The organism is Salinisphaera sp. G21_0 (genome assembly GCF_017744115.1).
Lineage (GTDB): Bacteria > Pseudomonadota > Gammaproteobacteria > Pseudomonadales > Endozoicomonadaceae > Endozoicomonas.
Genome location: NZ_JAGHQW010000009.1, coordinates 1 through 17,212, shown reverse-complemented (window position 1 = coordinate 17,212; position 17,212 = coordinate 1). Strand labels below are relative to the sequence as shown.

Annotated in this window: 10 protein-coding genes; 7 read left to right on the top strand and 3 right to left on the bottom strand. The window is 47.6% G+C overall.

The window, feature by feature from the left end; translation table 11 throughout:
- The 4 genes from J7439_RS06220 to J7439_RS06205 all read left to right on the top strand — a co-directional run bounded on the left by J7439_RS06220 (position 1) and on the right by J7439_RS06205 (position 6,010).
- Entirely contained in the window at positions 1-2,142 is a 2,142-nt protein-coding gene (locus J7439_RS06220; protein WP_209200964.1) for an efflux RND transporter periplasmic adaptor subunit, read from the top strand.
- Positions 2,135-4,150 carry a preprotein translocase subunit SecA gene (locus J7439_RS06215; protein WP_209200963.1) on the top strand — a complete coding sequence of 672 codons (2,016 nt, stop codon included), beginning with the start codon at positions 2,135-2,137 and terminating at the stop codon, positions 4,148-4,150. Before J7439_RS06220 ends, J7439_RS06215 begins: the two co-directional genes overlap by 8 nt.
- A gap of 5 nt (positions 4,151-4,155) precedes the next feature.
- Positions 4,156-4,923: an efflux RND transporter periplasmic adaptor subunit gene (locus tag J7439_RS06210; protein WP_209200962.1), complete on the top strand. Its 768-nt coding sequence runs from the start codon at positions 4,156-4,158 to the stop codon at positions 4,921-4,923.
- Positions 4,924-5,182: 259 nt separating this feature from the next.
- Complete coding sequence (locus J7439_RS06205) at positions 5,183-6,010, top strand: hypothetical protein (protein ID WP_209200961.1); 828 nt, start codon at positions 5,183-5,185, stop codon at positions 6,008-6,010.
- Between the two features lie 341 nt (positions 6,011-6,351).
- Here J7439_RS06205 and J7439_RS06200 read toward each other — a convergent pair whose 3' ends face one another.
- Positions 6,352-7,047, bottom strand: coding sequence for an aspartate/glutamate racemase family protein (locus J7439_RS06200; protein WP_209200960.1), 696 nt, complete (start codon positions 7,045-7,047; stop codon positions 6,352-6,354).
- Positions 7,048-7,291: 244 nt separating this feature from the next.
- On the opposite strand from J7439_RS06200, the gene J7439_RS06195 reads away from it, so the two are divergent.
- Positions 7,292-7,906 (top strand): hypothetical protein, encoded by a 615-nt coding sequence (locus tag J7439_RS06195; protein ID WP_209200959.1) that lies wholly within the window; start codon positions 7,292-7,294, stop codon positions 7,904-7,906.
- 510 nt (positions 7,907-8,416) lie between these two features.
- The gene (locus tag J7439_RS06190; RefSeq protein ID WP_209200958.1) at positions 8,417-10,474 is read left to right on the top strand and encodes a Y4lR C-terminal helical domain-containing protein; all 2,058 of its coding nucleotides are present in this window, start codon (positions 8,417-8,419) and stop codon (positions 10,472-10,474) included.
- On the opposite strand, the gene recD2 is transcribed toward J7439_RS06190, so the two are convergent.
- On the bottom strand, positions 10,471-12,672 hold the full coding sequence (gene recD2 / locus J7439_RS06185; protein ID WP_209200957.1) for an SF1B family DNA helicase RecD2: 2,202 nt from the start codon (positions 12,670-12,672) through the stop codon (positions 10,471-10,473). The genes J7439_RS06190 and recD2 overlap by 4 nt on opposite strands.
- Before the next feature lie 228 nt (positions 12,673-12,900).
- Here recD2 and J7439_RS06180 point away from each other — a divergent pair, with 228 nt between their 5' ends.
- Positions 12,901-16,323 carry a DEAD/DEAH box helicase gene (locus J7439_RS06180; RefSeq protein WP_209200956.1) on the top strand — a complete coding sequence of 1,141 codons (3,423 nt, stop codon included), beginning with the start codon at positions 12,901-12,903 and terminating at the stop codon, positions 16,321-16,323.
- A 724-nt stretch (positions 16,324-17,047) separates the two neighbouring features.
- Here the strand turns inward: J7439_RS06180 and J7439_RS06175 are convergent.
- The coding region (locus J7439_RS06175; RefSeq protein WP_209201036.1) for an IS3 family transposase at positions 17,048-17,212 on the bottom strand (165 nt) is incomplete at its 5' end.

Genomic DNA, 17,212 nt, shown 5'->3' with positions numbered 1-17,212 from the left:
ATGTCAGGATCACTGTTCAGCAGCTCATGGTATAAGGTGGCAGACCTTAAAGTCCGGCTTAGAAAGCATGCCCATATCCACCGCCACGTGTATCGGGACAACGTCTGGTATGTACTTCAGGATCATGTGACAGGCCAGTTCCACCGGTTCAAGCCTGCGGCCTATCAGATAATCGCCCTGATGGATGGCACTCGTACTCTTCAACAGATTTGGGAAATAGCCTGTGAAGAGCTGGGGGACAATCTACCCACTCAGGATGAAGTTATCCAGCTGGTGGGCCAGCTCAACAAAGCTAACGTCATTCAAACGGACAAACTGCCCGATATTGATCAATTACAAAAACAACGATCACAAGTTATCCGTAACAAGTGGCTGCAACAGATTAAATCTCCCTTGAGCATACGAATACCATTGGTAGACCCGGAAGCATTTCTTTCTGCAACATCATCTATTGCCATAGCCATCTTCAGCCGTTTAGGCGCTATTGCCTTTTTATTCATTATTTTACTGGGTGGCGTACTGGCCATCACTCACTGGGAACCCCTGACAGAAAATCTCAGCGACCGCTTATTGGCTACAGAAAACCTGCTGATGATGGCGCTAGTCTACCCCTTTGTAAAACTCATTCATGAGTTAGGGCATGCCTACGCCGTTAAGCGCTGGGGCGGCGAAGTACACGAGATGGGGGTTATGCTACTGGTCATGTTTCCAGTGCCTTATGTTGATGCATCCGCAGCATCTTCTTTTCATAACAAATATCAACGAATGTTCGTGGGTGCCGTTGGTATTCTTGGCGAACTGCTGATGTCAGCTATTGCCATGATAATCTGGGTCAGTGTTGAACCGGGTGTCGTGCGCGCACTGGCTTTCAATGTGATGTTGATTGGCGGTTTCTCTACCCTGCTCTTCAATGGCAACCCATTGCTGCGCTTCGATGCCTATTATGTTCTGGCTGATTACCTTGAAATACCCAACCTTGCCGCCAGAGGGAATGCTCAGGTGGGTTATCTGGTGAAGCAATACCTGTTGAAGGTTCAGGGCTTAAAATCCGTCACCCAAAGCCGTTCAGAATCCATCTGGCTAGTCGGTTATGCTGTTTTATCCTACATATACCGACTGTTCGTGATGGTGGCTATTTCGCTACTGGTTGCTTCCAAATATCTTTTTATTGGTGTTTTACTGGCCTGCTGGTCTATCTGGAGCAGCTTGTTAGCACCTATTACCAAAATGATTGCCAAACCAGTCTCTGACCCTCAGCTCTGGCATAAAAGAAAAACCATTTACCTATATTCCTGCATCTGCGTTGGCCTTGTTTTATCACTATTGCTGATGATCCCGATGCCCTATCAAACCTATAGCCAAGGTGTCGTTTATATCCCGCAAGAAGCCATCATCCGGGCTCCGGCTAATGGCTTTATTGAAAAGCAGTGGGCAGAAACGGGTTCTGAAGTATCTGCCGGCGATTCCATTTTCACTATGGACGCCCCTGAACTTATCGCCCGAAAGAAAGTGTTAACCGCCCAGGCCAGTGAAGCCAGGCTGAGATACCAGGCTGCAATTGATGACCGGACTCAGTCCGACATTCTTTCCCAAGAAGTGCAATTTATTAATAATGAACTCCTGGAAGCCACAGAACGTATCCGCGCACTGACTATTAACGGAGTGACCGATGGTGAGTTAGTGGTTATTGATCGTTCAGGCATTGATGGCAAGTACTTTCAACGTGGTGATGTACTGGGTTACATCGTCAATTACGACCACTTACCTCTAACTACGGTGATTTCTGAGAGTGATATCGATCAGGTCAGGAATCAAACCAAACAAGTTTCCCTGAAGTTTAGCTCTTCTCCAAATCAGGAATACCACGCCGAGATTATCAGGCAACATCCTTCATCAACCCACATTCTTCCAAGTCATATATTATCAACTGAAGGTGGTGGCCTCATCGCTCTTGCTCCAGATCGAGAATATGAACTGCAAAGTTATCAGGGTTACTTCCGGGTCGATATTGAAGCTGAAAATGCACCCCGCCAGCGCTTTGATGAGCGCCTGCATGTGCTTTTTGAACATGACCCTGAGCCACTATTCTGGAGGTGGTATCGAGATATAAGACGACTATTCCTGAGGCAGTTTGATGTTTAAGCTTCCACAACGACGACCGGCTTCAACACTAGACCGCCCTCAGAAATCCATTCCCGGGCAGCAGATGTCAGCACGAATCTGGCGCTGGATAACGTCAATCGTTCTGCGCCCTGTTCAGGCTCAGGTTTGGATGTACTACCCTCTCCTCTGGAAAATAAAAAGCTATCAGTCTGGTTTATCTGCACTTTCTGATTCAGGACTGGACAACGAAATCCATGTTCTTAAATCAGTATTGCAGAAGAAAGGACTCACTCACACTTCAGTAACCAAAGCGTTTGCAGTTATACGAGAAGTGTCTGGTCGTGAGTTGGGTATGTATCATTTTGATTCCCAGTTGCTGGGGGGGCTTGCCATTATCTATGGCAATATTGGCCAGATGCAGACAGGTGAAGGCAAAACACTGACCGCCACATTACCCGTTGCTGCTGCAGCTCTTGCAGGCATTCCATCCTATCTTGTAACGGTTAACGATTACTTAACACAGCGCGATGCTGAACTGATGATGCCGGTGTATCAACGGCTGGGGCTTAGTGTTGGTGTTATTATTCAGGGGCTGCAAACCAGTGAACGACAGTCGCAATATGCCTGCGATATTGTTTATTGCACTAACAACGAACTGGCTTTTGATTATTTGAAAGACAGCATCATTCTGGAAGGTAAAAACAGCTCGCTTAATCTTCATGCGCAGAAACTGCTTAACCCTTCCAGTAAACATAAAACCACTGATATAGACGAACTGATGCTGCGCGGCCTCCACTTCGCCGTCGTGGATGAAGCGGACAGCGTTTTACTGGATGAAGCCCGCACACCACTGATTATCTCAGGAGAAGAAGCTCCCATCGCTGTCCAGCAGGAACTCTATGCTCAAGCCATGACGATCGTTCCTGAACTGTGTGAAGGTAAAGACTACAAAATCTGGAAAGATCGACGCTATATCGAAATCACTCCTTCCGGTGAAGAGCAAATAGCCAAACTCACTAAAAACCACGGGGCGCTCTGGAAAGGACGGGTACGCCGATTAGAACTTATCAGACAGGCCTTAACGGCCTGGCATCTCTTCGAACGCGATAAACAGTATTTGATTGATGACTCGATGAAACAACGAAAGGTCGTTATTATCGATGAGCACACAGGCAGGATGATGCCGGATCGCACTTGGGAGCAAGGGCTTCATCAGCTGATCGAAATAAAAGAAAACTGCCCTTTATCGGCCCCCAGAGAAACCTTGGCGAGCATCAGCTTTCAAAACTTTTTCCGTCACTTTCATCACCTGTCGGGTATGACCGGAACCACCAGTCATGTACGCAGTGAACTATGGAGGGTTTACAATCTGCCAGTAGTCGATATTCCCACCCACAAAACCAGTCGGAGACAATTTCTCCACTATAGAATCTTTCAGAAAGAGCACCAAAAATGGCAGGCTGTGGTGTCCCGGGTGAGAACCTTGAGAGCAAAAAATCGCCCCGTATTGATTGGCACTTTATCTCTGGCCGACTCTGAGCAGCTGAGCCAGTATATGGACGAAGCGAACATCGATCATCAGGTTCTCAATGCCCGACAGGATAAGTTTGAAGCGGATATCGTTGCCAAGGCCGGTGCGCCCGGCACGATCACTATTGCCACCAGCATGGCTGGGCGGGGCACTGATATTAAGATCGACGAAGTAACAGACGACAACGGAGGTCTTCATGTCATTATTACCGGCTTGCACGAATCATCACGTATCGACCGGCAGCTGATTGGCCGTTGTGCACGCCAGGGTGACCGCGGAAGTTATGAACTCCTGTTATCCCTTGAAGACTCTCTTTTGAGTTCAAAATGGTCTGGGATACTGCAACAACTATTCAATCTTCCACTCCCAATATTTCTGAAAAACTGGTGTGCATTAATAACTTTCCGTTTTTGCCAGAGCCAGTTTGAACACAAGCATGAACGAGCCCGTAAACACTTACTACGCAGTGACGAGCATCAACGGGAACTTCTTTCATTTGCCAATTCGCGGGTATGAATTCCATGACCAGCACTAAACGTCAAATCTCCACCATTATTTCTGCACTGCTTTTATCCTCCTGTGCTCAGGTCATATTCGCACAGACCAGCACAACCGATTTCGGTCAGCTTAGCTGCCTTCTGGAGCCCAGTAAAAGTTCAGATTTGAGCAGCGAAGTGCCCGGTATCATTCGTGACCTGAAGGTGCAACGGGGCGACACCGTCAAAAAAGGTCAGGTTCTTATGGTTTTGAATTCAGATATCGAACAGGCAACCCTGAAAACGGCGAGAGCTCGACTGGATTTTGCTGAGCGCAAACTGCAACGTAATGAAGCTCTCTACAAAGATAAGCTGATCTCTGACCACGAGCAGGATGAACTGTTGACCGAAAAAAGGCTTGCCATGCTGCAGGCCGAGGAAGCACTTGTCCGACTGCGCCAGCGGGAAGTCCGCAGTCCTTTTTCCGGCGTCATTACCGATGTTGTTAAAGAGCCGGGGGAATATATCGACGACTCTCATTTTCTACAGGTGGTTAGTCTCGACCCACTGCATGCCCAGGTCATTTTTCAGGCAGATCTTTACGGACACATCAAAAAAGATACCCCCATAACTTTGTTTACCAAAGGTTCTGAGCAAGGATTCACAGCGCGGATAAAAACTCTTGACCCTATTATTGATGCGGCCAGTGATACCTTTGGCATCACCGTTGAGGTCAACAATGATCAACTGCAACTGATTGCAGGTTCACGGTGTCGTATAGAAATTTCAGCAATACCGAGTAGCATTCAATGATTTTTTGCTTTGATAGAAAATCGAAATGCATCCGTATCCTAATGTTCAATCTTAGGGTAGACATTAAGCGTCTACTCCCCTCTTCGGGAAGTTAAAGATGGAACCACGAAGGACACGAAGAGCACAAAGAAGAGATTTTCTTTTCCTTCGTGCTCTTTGTCTCCTTCGTGGTTCCATTCAAAAGCCATTGAAAATGGAGGGGTAAGCTTAATGTCCACCCTAAGAATGTTCAATACTATCATGGCCATGAGAACCAATTATGCTATCTGCTAATTCAACCCCAAAAAAATTCGATGATTTATTCCAGCGACTCGACACAAAAAATTTTTTTCACGGCTGTTGCAGTATCCAGTCTGCATTCCAGAAAGAACGATCTATTAAGCTGAAGCCTGGCCAAGTCATAGACCGCAGAATACTGATGGGTTTTGAAAAAGAGCAGAAAACCATTGAGGAGTGGTCTTTATTTTTAAAATTTCTCAATGTCCCGCAGGAGGTCATACGTCAAATCCTCAACAATATTCAAAATGCAGACACACTTTTATTTGGAATAGAGGAGATGGATGATAAAGCAACATTAAAAGTATATTTGGAATACTGGGACTTTCTTGTTTCCCTCATTCAACAAGGTAAACATGATCGTCAACCTTTTGCCCTGAATCGTGGATATAAATGGGAAGCTGACAGTCCAGAACATTGGAAGGAAGATATTTACTGGTGTTACCCACTTTTAACACTGACTGAAATACATAACCGCATAAAATCACTCACAGTTATTAATGATGCGATTTTCAAATACTTCCTGAGCCCTGTACTTTTTCAAAACCGATCTTTGGCAGGGTCACAGCTCATTTATCTTGAAGTTATCGGGAAAGACAATGCAAGACAATCCTTTGATATCAATTGCTATAAGGGACAGTTATCAGTGGCAGATGCATTACCCTTCCTCCTGGAACTGGCTCAGCAATGGCATATTAGAAATGACTTGTTAAAAGTGCTGCCCAAATACAGTACACGCTCTCTCGGGCATATTTCTGGAGGATTGGGGCGAGATAATCAGCCTTTTCTCTCCATATATGTCGAAGATTGATTAATGTACTCCTCACATATTGATATGTGCCAAAACCTTCCACATCAAATTTGAGTAGACTGTCGCCACTTTCAGGGGCGCGGTTTATGAGCAGAGTTGATGGACGCAAACTAAGTCACACAGTTCGCGAATCATTGCTACCGGATAAAATCGGGATAATTACTGGTAGCCCCCGATGGGATAGTAAAAGTAATTTCCTCATCCGGGAAGAGTGCCTGCTTTCAGCAAACTGGCAAACATAGCCCCTGAAGCCTCATCAAGCGATTGATGAGGTGCTATTTCTTCCAGCAATTCAGGTATACGCACTTTCGAAACTGTCTACGATTTACCACCCGTTTATTTTATTCACTGATCGCTAACTTCACTGCCTTTTGCGCATGTATTTCTGTTGTGTCATACAGTGGTATGGTCGTCTGGGTCTGTTGAACCAACAAGGCAATTTCAGTACAGCCAAGAATTACTGCCTCAGCCCCTTGGTTATGCAGGCTGCTAATGATCTTCAAATATTGGTTGCGGGAAGCGTTGTTGATCTGGCCAAGACAGAGTTCTGTGTGAATAACCTGATGGACTACCTCCCGTTCAGCTTCATCCGGAATAACAACTTCTATACCAAACTTGTCCGACAAGCGATTTTTATAAAACGCTTGCTCCATGGTGAAGCGAGTGCCCAATAAACCAACCCGTTTTATACCATCTTTAACGAGAAGCTCGCCGGTTGCATCAGCAATATGCACCAGAGGAATAGCAACGGATTTTTCAACAGCCTCTGCCACCTTATGCATGGTGTTAGTGCAAATTAAAAAGAAATCAGCCCCACCTGCTTCAACAGAACGAGCCGCAGCGGACAGGATCTCTGCTGTCTTATCCCACTCACCCTGATGCTGAAGCTTCTCAATTTCAGCGAAATCGACACTGTAGAGGGCGACCCTGGCTGAATGTAACCCCCCAAGAGATGTCTTAACGCCTTCATTAATTCCCTTGTAGTAGCTTAGAGTTGACTCCCAACTCATCCCACCAATCAATCCAATCGTTTTCATTATTAATATTTACCAATATAACCAGAGAGATTCTGCACAAACCCCACAAAATTAATGGAACTTTTTTATAGTTGTACTATCGAACTGTGTAAAAAGCTAAATTTGCCTATATTTGCAGACTCGGGGGACTCATGCAATTAACCTCTGGAGTTTTTCAAGCCATGCTGACTTACACTCCGTCTGATGAAAGAGCAATCTGGAAATCCAGTTCTTCTAATAATCATTGACCAATAGAGGTGAAACCATGCACATCAGTGAAACAATTATCACCAAACCACCCAGCTCCCCTGCAGACTGGCAAACTGCAACAACTAAAACAGTCGAAGCCCTTGCCCGGGAGGTTGCTGCATATCCAGGAAAAACCTATCTGTCAGAATCTCGAAACGCGTTCTTCAGTCATAATCCATTCTGGCAGCATGAGCGTTTCAGGTTTACTCCTACTCTGAAAGCACCATCCCATATTGGCATGGTATATAGAGGCGATTCGAGGCCTCCGGAAACCATTTTCACAACGGGATTTAATCAAAAATCAAATAATTCAGACTTTATTAACGATAATGATTTCCTTGCAGCTCTGCTCAATACGCAATTGAGCCCTTATAATTCAGGATTACGTAATCCAAAATTCCTGTCAGTCTTCGCTGGCAACCAATTGGTGAATAAAAAAAAAAATGGTTTTAAAACCAGAATCCAGGAAAAAATAGAAAACCCTCACACGGATCAATGTATAAAAGCATATACAGCAGCATTTCTGCCACCTTTGGATCCAGTAAATCGCACCCATTCAATTTCGTTAAGCATATGTGCAGAGTTTGAAATATTTACTGACCAGGAGGATGATAAGTCGACAGGCATTTAGGAGGCTGACCGAGAATAGTGAAAATCGCGCACAGGTAATGATGCCAACAGCGAATATAGATTCAGAAAGCAAAGATAGTTCGCACATGTTTCACAGCCCCTACCGCCGGAATAGCCGCGAACCTACAAAATTACAACACCGTAAACCACAGCGAAAGCATAATAGAATCAAAAAGTTAAACGCTGTAATTCTCGCAAGGGTCAAAACCACAGCTTTTCAGAGAGGAGAGAGAAAAGTCAGAAAAACGGGAGGAAACAGCTTTAAATACGGAAGGCCACAAACCACAGCATCATACGTTTAACCCTTTGTTTACAGGGTCTATAAACGACAAAACCCTTACGACAGGTATCGTAAGGGCTTGAAGATATGGCGATGGGGCGGGAACCAGTGGCGGAATTTTTTGATAATAATTTTATTACTACCATAGTACTCCAAAACATATTCCCTTTATGCGCTATGGTATATCTGGCATGATCCGGCCAATTCACAGTTCACCGGTTAAGATTTCGTATGTCATTAAAACCTTTTAAGCTCAACAAGAACGCCTATCTGAGCGATCCTGATAAGTGCAATGATCAACTACAGGACTGGGTTGAGCAGTTTCTGGATATCTTTTATGAATCGCCTGAATATCAGAAACTCTCAAAAGCCAATCAAAAATCTGGCGGCATGATGTTCAGCTTGTTTATGGAGCTGAACATGAACTACCTGGGTAAAGGACTTGAGTCCATAGATCTCAAATCAACCCGCGAGGTGATGACCAAGCTATTCCCTCGTAAGATGATCTGTTCCGATACGCAAGCAAAAACGATAGTCCCCGAGATTATCGCTTGCTGGCAGTGCCTGCAGCGCTTGATTGATGGTTCAGCCCAGAAGAAAAAGCTCAAGCATGCCGAAGCCATTATTAACTACCTTCAGAGTATTAAAAAGGACTACCTGAAAATTTATAACCACCACGATGCTTCAGGCCCAACAGTAACCATTCTGGAAAGCGCAACACCCGATAAAACCAGTACTCAAGATGACTGGATAGAAGCACTGATTGAAGATGCGGTCACCAACCTCGCGACCATCCGTAAGCAACCGGAACCACCTCAGAGCTGGCATCGCCTTTATGATCTCCAGTCATTGTCACAGTTCCTGTTTGCCGTCTGTATTGAAGGCATTGACGAAGACGAGTCTGATGCGGTTGCCGCGCTCCTTTCGTTTGCTCTGCACAGTCTCTTTATCCAGATTCGTCAGGGTAGTCATCAGGCTACTCACTTCTGGCAGGAAGTTGAACAAAATATCATGTTATCTTATGAGCACGATGAACTGGACAGCGTTGCAATGACACCCCTGTTGGGTGTTCTGGCTGGTCATCGGCAATACCTGTCAGAATCATTTATGGAGTTCATCCATCATTGGCAAACGGAGACTCATGATTCGCAAGACTCGAAAAGTGACTTTTCTCTGGAGGACCTGAATAAGATCTGTCAGGCCATGCTGGAAGAAATTCCCGATGAATTCACATTTGCCTCCGTCTGGCAGGATCAAATGGGCTTTATGCCACCGGAAGGCATTAGCTTAATTGGCCAGCAGATACTTTCTTTGGATAACCCACGATATGGTGATTTCCTGAGTTTACTGGTGCTGGATGAACAGGAAAAGAGCGCTGTCGCTATAGCAGATCTGCTGGCCAACCACCCAAAAGCGATCACGCCCTTAACATTGGAACGAATGATCCGTATTCGAAACTGGCTGCCTAAAGCAGTTCAGACTCACATTGACAAACTCATCAAAAATGTCCGTAAGTTGGGTGTCTGCCCTTCCGGGAAAAAAGTATCCACCGATGGCGAGATACAGGCATGGATGACCTCCGTGGATGGCAGTGGTGCCCAGGGAGTGATGATCATAGTCAATGATATCAACCATCCTCGCGCATTCCGCCTGGTAAATTTTGTACTTAAAGAAGCCGTCGGGATTGTCGACATTTCCGTGTCGCCGCCAGAAACCCGCAAAAAACTCCAGCACATCATTACCAGTACAAAACAACACGGCGTTCCCTTTGAGAAAGTAACCAGTGAACTGATTCGGAAACTTATCCCGCCATTTATGGCCTTGAATCTCAGCAGTAAAACCTGCCTCAGTGCAGATATGCTGGAAGGCATGGAGCTGCTTGGTCTCGATAACTGGAATCCGGCGTCGGCACAATTTGAGACCCTTAGCCCCGAACTGTTGAGTTTCAACACGCCACCATCCGATCAAGAGATTGCCAGTGTCCAAAAACGCTCTGTCAGTTGGACAAATTCTGCTTTTGCTGACAGCTGGCTGATCTCGGATGCATTCACCATCACAGGTGGTACCGTGAAGAAGATGATCAGCGATGTCTGTGACCAGGTACTTGAACCCAAAAAAGGAGTCTGGCGTGAACGTATGCAGCGCATGTGTCTTTGGGCTAATGCCTGCGAAAGTAAGCAGAGACAAAAACAGGCACGGGATTTTGCCGTTGTCAGCTGGTTACTGGAACAGGATATGCCTGCCAGTCAAATCAAACTTCTGGAGAGTATCGTCAAAAAGTCGCTTTAATTGGCTCCCAACCTCGCCTGCAGGTTAGTCAACCGGCGGTTCGACTTTCGGTTTCGGGCCGCCATACCCACCGCCTTGGGTTGCCCCACCAGCACCACCATCTTTTTGCCCCGGGTCACACCGGTGTAGAGCAGGTTACGTTCCAGCAGGGTGAAGTGCTGCATGGCCATGGGGATCACCACACAGGGGTATTCGGAGCCCTGGCTTTTATGGATGGTGGTGGCATAGGCCAGCGACACTTCGTCCAGCTCATTGACCGGGTAAAGTACCTCCCGACCGTCGAACTCAATCATCAACTCGCCCTCCTCAATATCAATCGCTTTGACCCGGCCAATATCGCCGTTGAACACCTCCTTGTCGTAGTTATTGACCGTCTGAATCACCTTATCCCCCGGCGCATAGGTCCAGCCATACCGGGTAACCCGGGGGTGGGCATCCGGGTTCAGGGCTTCCTGCAAGGCCACATTCAAACTGCGGGCACCCAGTCCGCCCCGGTTCATTGGAGCCAGCACCTGGATATCGTTGACCGGATCAAAGCCAAACGTCTCAGGCAGCCGCCGTGTAACCACCGACATCAACTTGGCAAACAACTCTTCAGGCTCTTCGCCGGTCAGATAGAAGAAGTCCGTCTCCTCCCCTTTTTTCGTCACCCTGGGCACCTGGCCACGGTTGATGGCATGAGAGCCGGTAATGATCTGTGAGGTGGCCGCCTGCCGGAAGATTTCCGTCAATCGCGCCACCGGCACCTTGCCGGACTCAATCAAATCTCTCAGTACCGACCCCGGCCCCACCGATGGCAACTGATCCACATCGCCCACCAGCAATACCGCAGCCGAGTCAGGCACTGCGCGCAACAGCTGATTCATCAGCACCACATCCACCATGGAGCACTCATCCACCACCAGCAGATCCGTTTCCAGGGGATTCTCAGCATTGCGTTTGAAGTCGAAGGCGGACGGATCAAAATCCAGCAACCGGTGAATGGTGGTGGCTTCCTGCCCTGTCGATTCAGACAAACGCTTGGCGGCACGCCCCGTTGGCGCACACAGCGTCACCTCAACCCGCTTGGCCTGGATGATCTTCAGGATGCTGTTCACCACTGTCGTCTTACCCACGCCCGGACCACCGGTAATGATGCAGAACTTATTCTGCACCGCCAGGTCAATTGCTCCTTTCTGGGAGTCGGACAGCTGAATGTTGTTTTTCTCCTCCACCCAGGGAATGGCTTTGTCCATGGCAATGCCAGACCAGCCGGAACGTCCCTGAAGCAGGCGGTTCACATGGTTGGCAACCCCCTGCTCGGCACGGTAGAGCGGCGTCAGAAACAGGCAAGGTACCTCACCAATGGTCTCCGGTGTCAGCCGCTCTTCATTAATCTCGCACTGAATCGCTTCCTTAATGGTGTCTTCCGGTATTTCCAGCAGCGTGACCGCGTCGTTAACCAGAGCCTCAAACGGTCGGGCACAATGACCTTCTCCGGAACACTCCTGCAACACATGGCGCACCCCGGCCTGGGCGCGTATTAACGACACCCGGTCGATCCCCAGCTGCATGGCCAGGTTGTCCGCCGTTTTAAAGCCGATGCCGTGAATATCCAGCGCCAGCCGGTACGGGTTCTCCTGCACTTTCGCCACGGACTCGTCGCCGTAGGTTTTATAAATACGCACCGCCCGGGCTGTGCCAACACCGTGGGATTGCAGGAACACCATAATCTCCCGGATCACTTTCTGCTCCGACCAGGCCGAGGTGATCTTCTCCCGCCGTTTTTTACCGATGCCCTCCAGCGCCATCAGCCGTTCCGGATTCTCCTCAATAATATCGAACACCTGTTCACCAAAAGCTTTGACCAACCGCCTGGCAAAATGGGGGCCGATGCCCTTCACCATGCCGGACCCCAGGTATTTCTCGATCCCTTCCAGGGTATTGGGTGTGACGGTTTTGATCTGCTTAACCTTGAACTGCACCCCGTGCTTATGGTCGTTAAACCAGATGCCGGTGGCATCCACAAACTCACCGGGTGTCACCGAGGGCGTGTTGCCGGTCATGGTCACCAGCTCACGCTGCCCCCTGCACTTGACCCGAATCACAAAGAACCCGCTGGCTTCGCTGTGGAAGGTAACCCGCTCCACCGATCCCTGAAGATGAACCAGTGGCTGATGGTCGGTGTAGGGCTGACGGTGTTGCGAAGCGAATGTCATTGATCTGTTGTCTACAATTTAAGGCGGTATTAAAAAATCGAATCGCTTAAGGATAATATCAAGCGTTCACAAGATAAACGACTCTATTTTTAGTGCATCCAGCCCTTCAGGATAAAATCCAACTCTCATTTTTGAACCAACATTTCAAAACTTATTTCGAAGTCAAAAACTGATGTTTTCGATCAAAAAAATCCACCATAATCAACACCAACATGAATACATTTATTTTTGGCTTCTCTCCCCATGACCAAGCTCAACATTAACCTGAACGCACTCTATACCGCCAATACGCTGAAAAAGGGTCAACACTACTTTGCAAATAATCATGTGCTCTATGTTGACTTGGATGAAGAAGAACACAAATTGTCGGGTGCCGTTATGGGGAGTAAAGGTCACCACTATGACGTTGAGGTCTTCTTGGGGGCAGAATATGATGACCCGGATGAAGACCCCATTGCAGGCGTTTGTTCATGCCCTGTTGGTATCGATTGCAAACATTCCCTTGCGTTGTTATTGGCGGGAGAAATGCAGTATGGTGCACCCCGGCTTAACCGATTAATCGGTAGCATTGAAAATCATACCTCAACAGTTCCAACTGAAGCTGATCAAAAAACAGATGAGCTGTCAGTCCTGACAAAACGCAGATCAAGCTGGCTACATCACCTGCAGGCAATGGCTCGGCAAGTTTCCGGTCAATTATCCGCATCAACAGGTACCCATTCAGGAAAAAGTAATAACTGCGTTGTTTATATTCTCGATGAAACCCCATACAGTGGAGGGATCTTTGTTCAACCCTACTTATCCCGTTGGTTAAAAAAGGGAGGCTTTGGCAAGCCTAAGATCTATACCAGCGCCTACAACTGTCTGCACCATAACAACTGGCCTGCCAGCATGAATGATGGTGACAAACATATTTTCAAACTGGCGTATATACAGGCTAGAATCGACCTGTATGATGCCCAGATCAGCCTTAAAGGATCAGAGGGTCGTGAGCTCCTTGATAAAATACTGGGTACCGGTCGTTGTCTGGCAGGAGAAAGACTTCTGCCTGTTGCTCAGGGTCCACAACTGAAGGGGGAAATTCGCTGGCAACTTGATGACCAGGGGCTTCAGCGACCTGTTTTATTTGATGCCAGTTCAGGCTACCCGTTGCAGTTACTGCCAACCGCGCCTCCCTGTTATTTGAAAACACTGCATGATCAGGTCGAGTGCGGTGAATTAACCCATTTACCGGATGTACGTTTACTCGGTGCCATTATGGAAGCTCCGCCTCTGGATGAAACCGGCGTTGAAGAGACCAGTAAAGTCCTGAAATCGCTCTTTAAAGGGAGAGAGAAAACCAAAGAGCGCAAAAGTGTACAACTCCCCAGAAAAATCACCGCCATCACCGTTGCCCCACAGCCCGTTTTACAGTTAGACACCCTGCCTATGGTAGGCTCGAAAACGGATCAGCTGTTGGCGCGGGCAAAACTCTTCTTTGCCTACAACAATAATCGCATCCCTTTTGGAAGTCCCGGAGACACCATTCCAGCAGAAAACAATAACCACCAGGTTATTCCCCGTCAAAAATCGGAAGAAAACCGACTGCTGCAACAGCTTCAAACGTGGATGGAACCGGCACTTCAGCGCCACAGTGATATTATCCGACAATACCCGGCACTCAAGCCCTATGACCTGATAATGGCACTCCCCGGAGAAGACCATCGCCGGTACTGGCTGCATTTCATGACCAATGTCCTGCCAGAGTTGGAGGCGCAGGACTGGATCATTGAGATTGACGACAACTTCCCCTACCAGTTTGAAGCCATCTCCGATGATGACTGGTATGCAGAACTGGACGAGTCCGAAAACAACTGGTTTGACCTGCGTCTTGGCATCACCATTGATGGCACATCCATTGACCTGCTGCCTTTGCTTGCCCGGCAGATTCATCAGCTGCCCACACTGGATGAACTAAAGAACATGCCGGAAGACACCCGGATTCCGATTGCCCTGCCCGGTGGCAAGTTTATTCAACTGCCTGCTGAACGGTTAAGGGTAATTGCCGGAACACTGTTAGAACTCTTTGGCGATCGTCCATTAAACGAATACCAACTGCAGAACTACCACGCCGAAATCTGGCAGGAGCTGTATGAACAGCTTGGTTTGCCTTGGGCAGGTGGTGAAAAGCTACTGGCATTAAGCAAAAAGCTGAAAACTTTTAAACGACTTAAGTCAGTTAAAGCGGCAAAAAATCTGCAGGCAAACCTGCGCAGTTATCAGCAGCATGGCCTTTCCTGGCTGCAGTTCCTGAGAGAGTTTGGATTGAACGGTATATTGGCTGATGACATGGGGCTGGGCAAAACCCTGCAGACCCTCGCCCATATCCAGCTGGAAAAACAACGCCTTGGAGACCAGCTCCCGCCCTGTCTGGTGGTCTGTCCCACCAGCCTCCTCCATAACTGGCAACATGAAGCCAGCCGGTTTACACCCGATTTAACCGTACATATCCATCATGGCTCCAAACGCGACAGCGAGGAAATCCAAAAAGCAGACCTGGTGATTACCAGTTACGGCGTCATCCAGCGGGATTTTGAGCAACTGGCAAAAACCCGGTTTCACCTGTTAGCCCTGGATGAATCCCAGGCGGTAAAAAACCCCAATGCAAAAAGTGCCAGAGCAGTGCGCTGCCTTAACGCAGTGCATAAACTTTGCCTGACCGGTACGCCAATGGAAAATCATCTGGGTGAACTCTGGTCGCTGTTCGATTTTTTGATGCCCGGCTTTCTCGGTGCCAGGGACCAGTTTACCCGTTTTTATCGAACCCCTATCGAAAAACAGGGAAACCAGCAACAAACCCAAAAACTGCAAAAGCGCATTGCACCATTTATGTTGCGCCGCAGTAAAGACCTGGTGGCCAGAGAGCTGCCCGCCAAAACCGAAATTCTGCGCACTACCTCGCTTGAGGGCAAACAAAGGGATCTGTACGAAACCATCCGCGCCAGTATGGAAGCCAGGGTTCAAAAAGAGATTGAAAAGAAAGGTCTTGCCCGCTCCCAGATTGTTATTCTGGATGCTTTGCTCAAAATGCGGCAGGCATGCTGCGATCCGACACTGGTCAAGCTGGAGCAGGCATCCAATATCCGGGAGTCAGCCAAGCTTGATCTTCTGATGGACCTGGTACAACCCATGGTAGAAGAAGGTCGAAAGATACTCATCTTCTCGCAGTTCACCAGTATGCTGTCCCTGATTGAAAACCGTCTGCACAATGCCAGTATTCCCTGGGTAAAACTGACCGGCCAGACCCGTGACCGGAAACAACCCATTGAGGCTTTCCAGCACGGTGATATCCCGGTCTTCCTGATCAGTCTTAAAGCTGGCGGCACCGGCCTGAACCTCACCGCGGCAGATACCGTGATCCACTACGATCCCTGGTGGAACCCGGCGGCAGAAGATCAAGCCAGTGATCGTGCACACCGCATCGGGCAGGACAAACCGGTATTTGTCTACAAACTGATCACCGAAGGCACCGTTGAGGAAAAAATCCAGGCGCTGAAAGAGAAGAAAAAAGCCATTGCCGATGCGATTCTGAGTGAGGGTAGCGGCCGACAAAAACCATCAATCACCGCAGAAGACCTCAGTGTACTCTTTGAGCCTTTGAAGCAGGCTTAATATTTTTAGGTTCACGCTCTCCACCCCCGCAGCTCGAAACACAGGGCAGCAACTTATGGAGTCGGGGGCTGGATGCGGTTCGCTCAGGGAGTAGTGGCTGGTCCATACGTAGAAAACAGGATTCACTCATGCCTGGTATTTTTATATCATGCACATCCGAACACATCGGATGAAACTACCCTGTCGCACTCAGTTCCCAACTAGACCATCATCCCTCTGAGCTATCTGGTCCCATGCTCCCCGGCGTCAATAAAAGACAATGGTATAATCCATGGTAGTATGATTTTGACTTATTGGTCAAAGACAACAGTGGTTGACAAAGTGTCAAATATAAAGAACTGACACCTGTTTTACTTTCTTGCTTATTTTAAATTTATCTTTGAAGAATTTATTAAATGGATGACTTGATTTCAGATTATTACCATGAGTTAAATCTATAGGCATTTGGCAATTGTGAAAGAAAGACGCCCAGAAGCGAAAATTGTTTAGGCTGTTTTCAGAACCAATTCTTTGATGGTAATGAGATAAGTTACGACTGTGAGGAAGAGAGAAAGCTTTATTTGCTAAGGTATTTTGTTGTTCACGTCATGGAAAACTATCATGGTGCAACCAATATATCTTGTGATGTGCTCGATTCTTGGTTTGAGGTTGAACATGTAGATATATTGTCTGTCGGAGGAGGACCAGGCTCTGATGATATGGCAAGGATTTTCCGGACACTTTTTTACGCTGCCTTGGCAAGTTTTTGCTCATACACGAACGGTGCCAGGTAGCTATTAGTCGAATGCTTTCTCTGACGGTTATAAAACACTTCGATATACTCAAAAATTGCCTGATGCGCCTCTTCCCGCGTCTGAAAGTCCTCATGATGAATGAGTTCTGTCTTCAG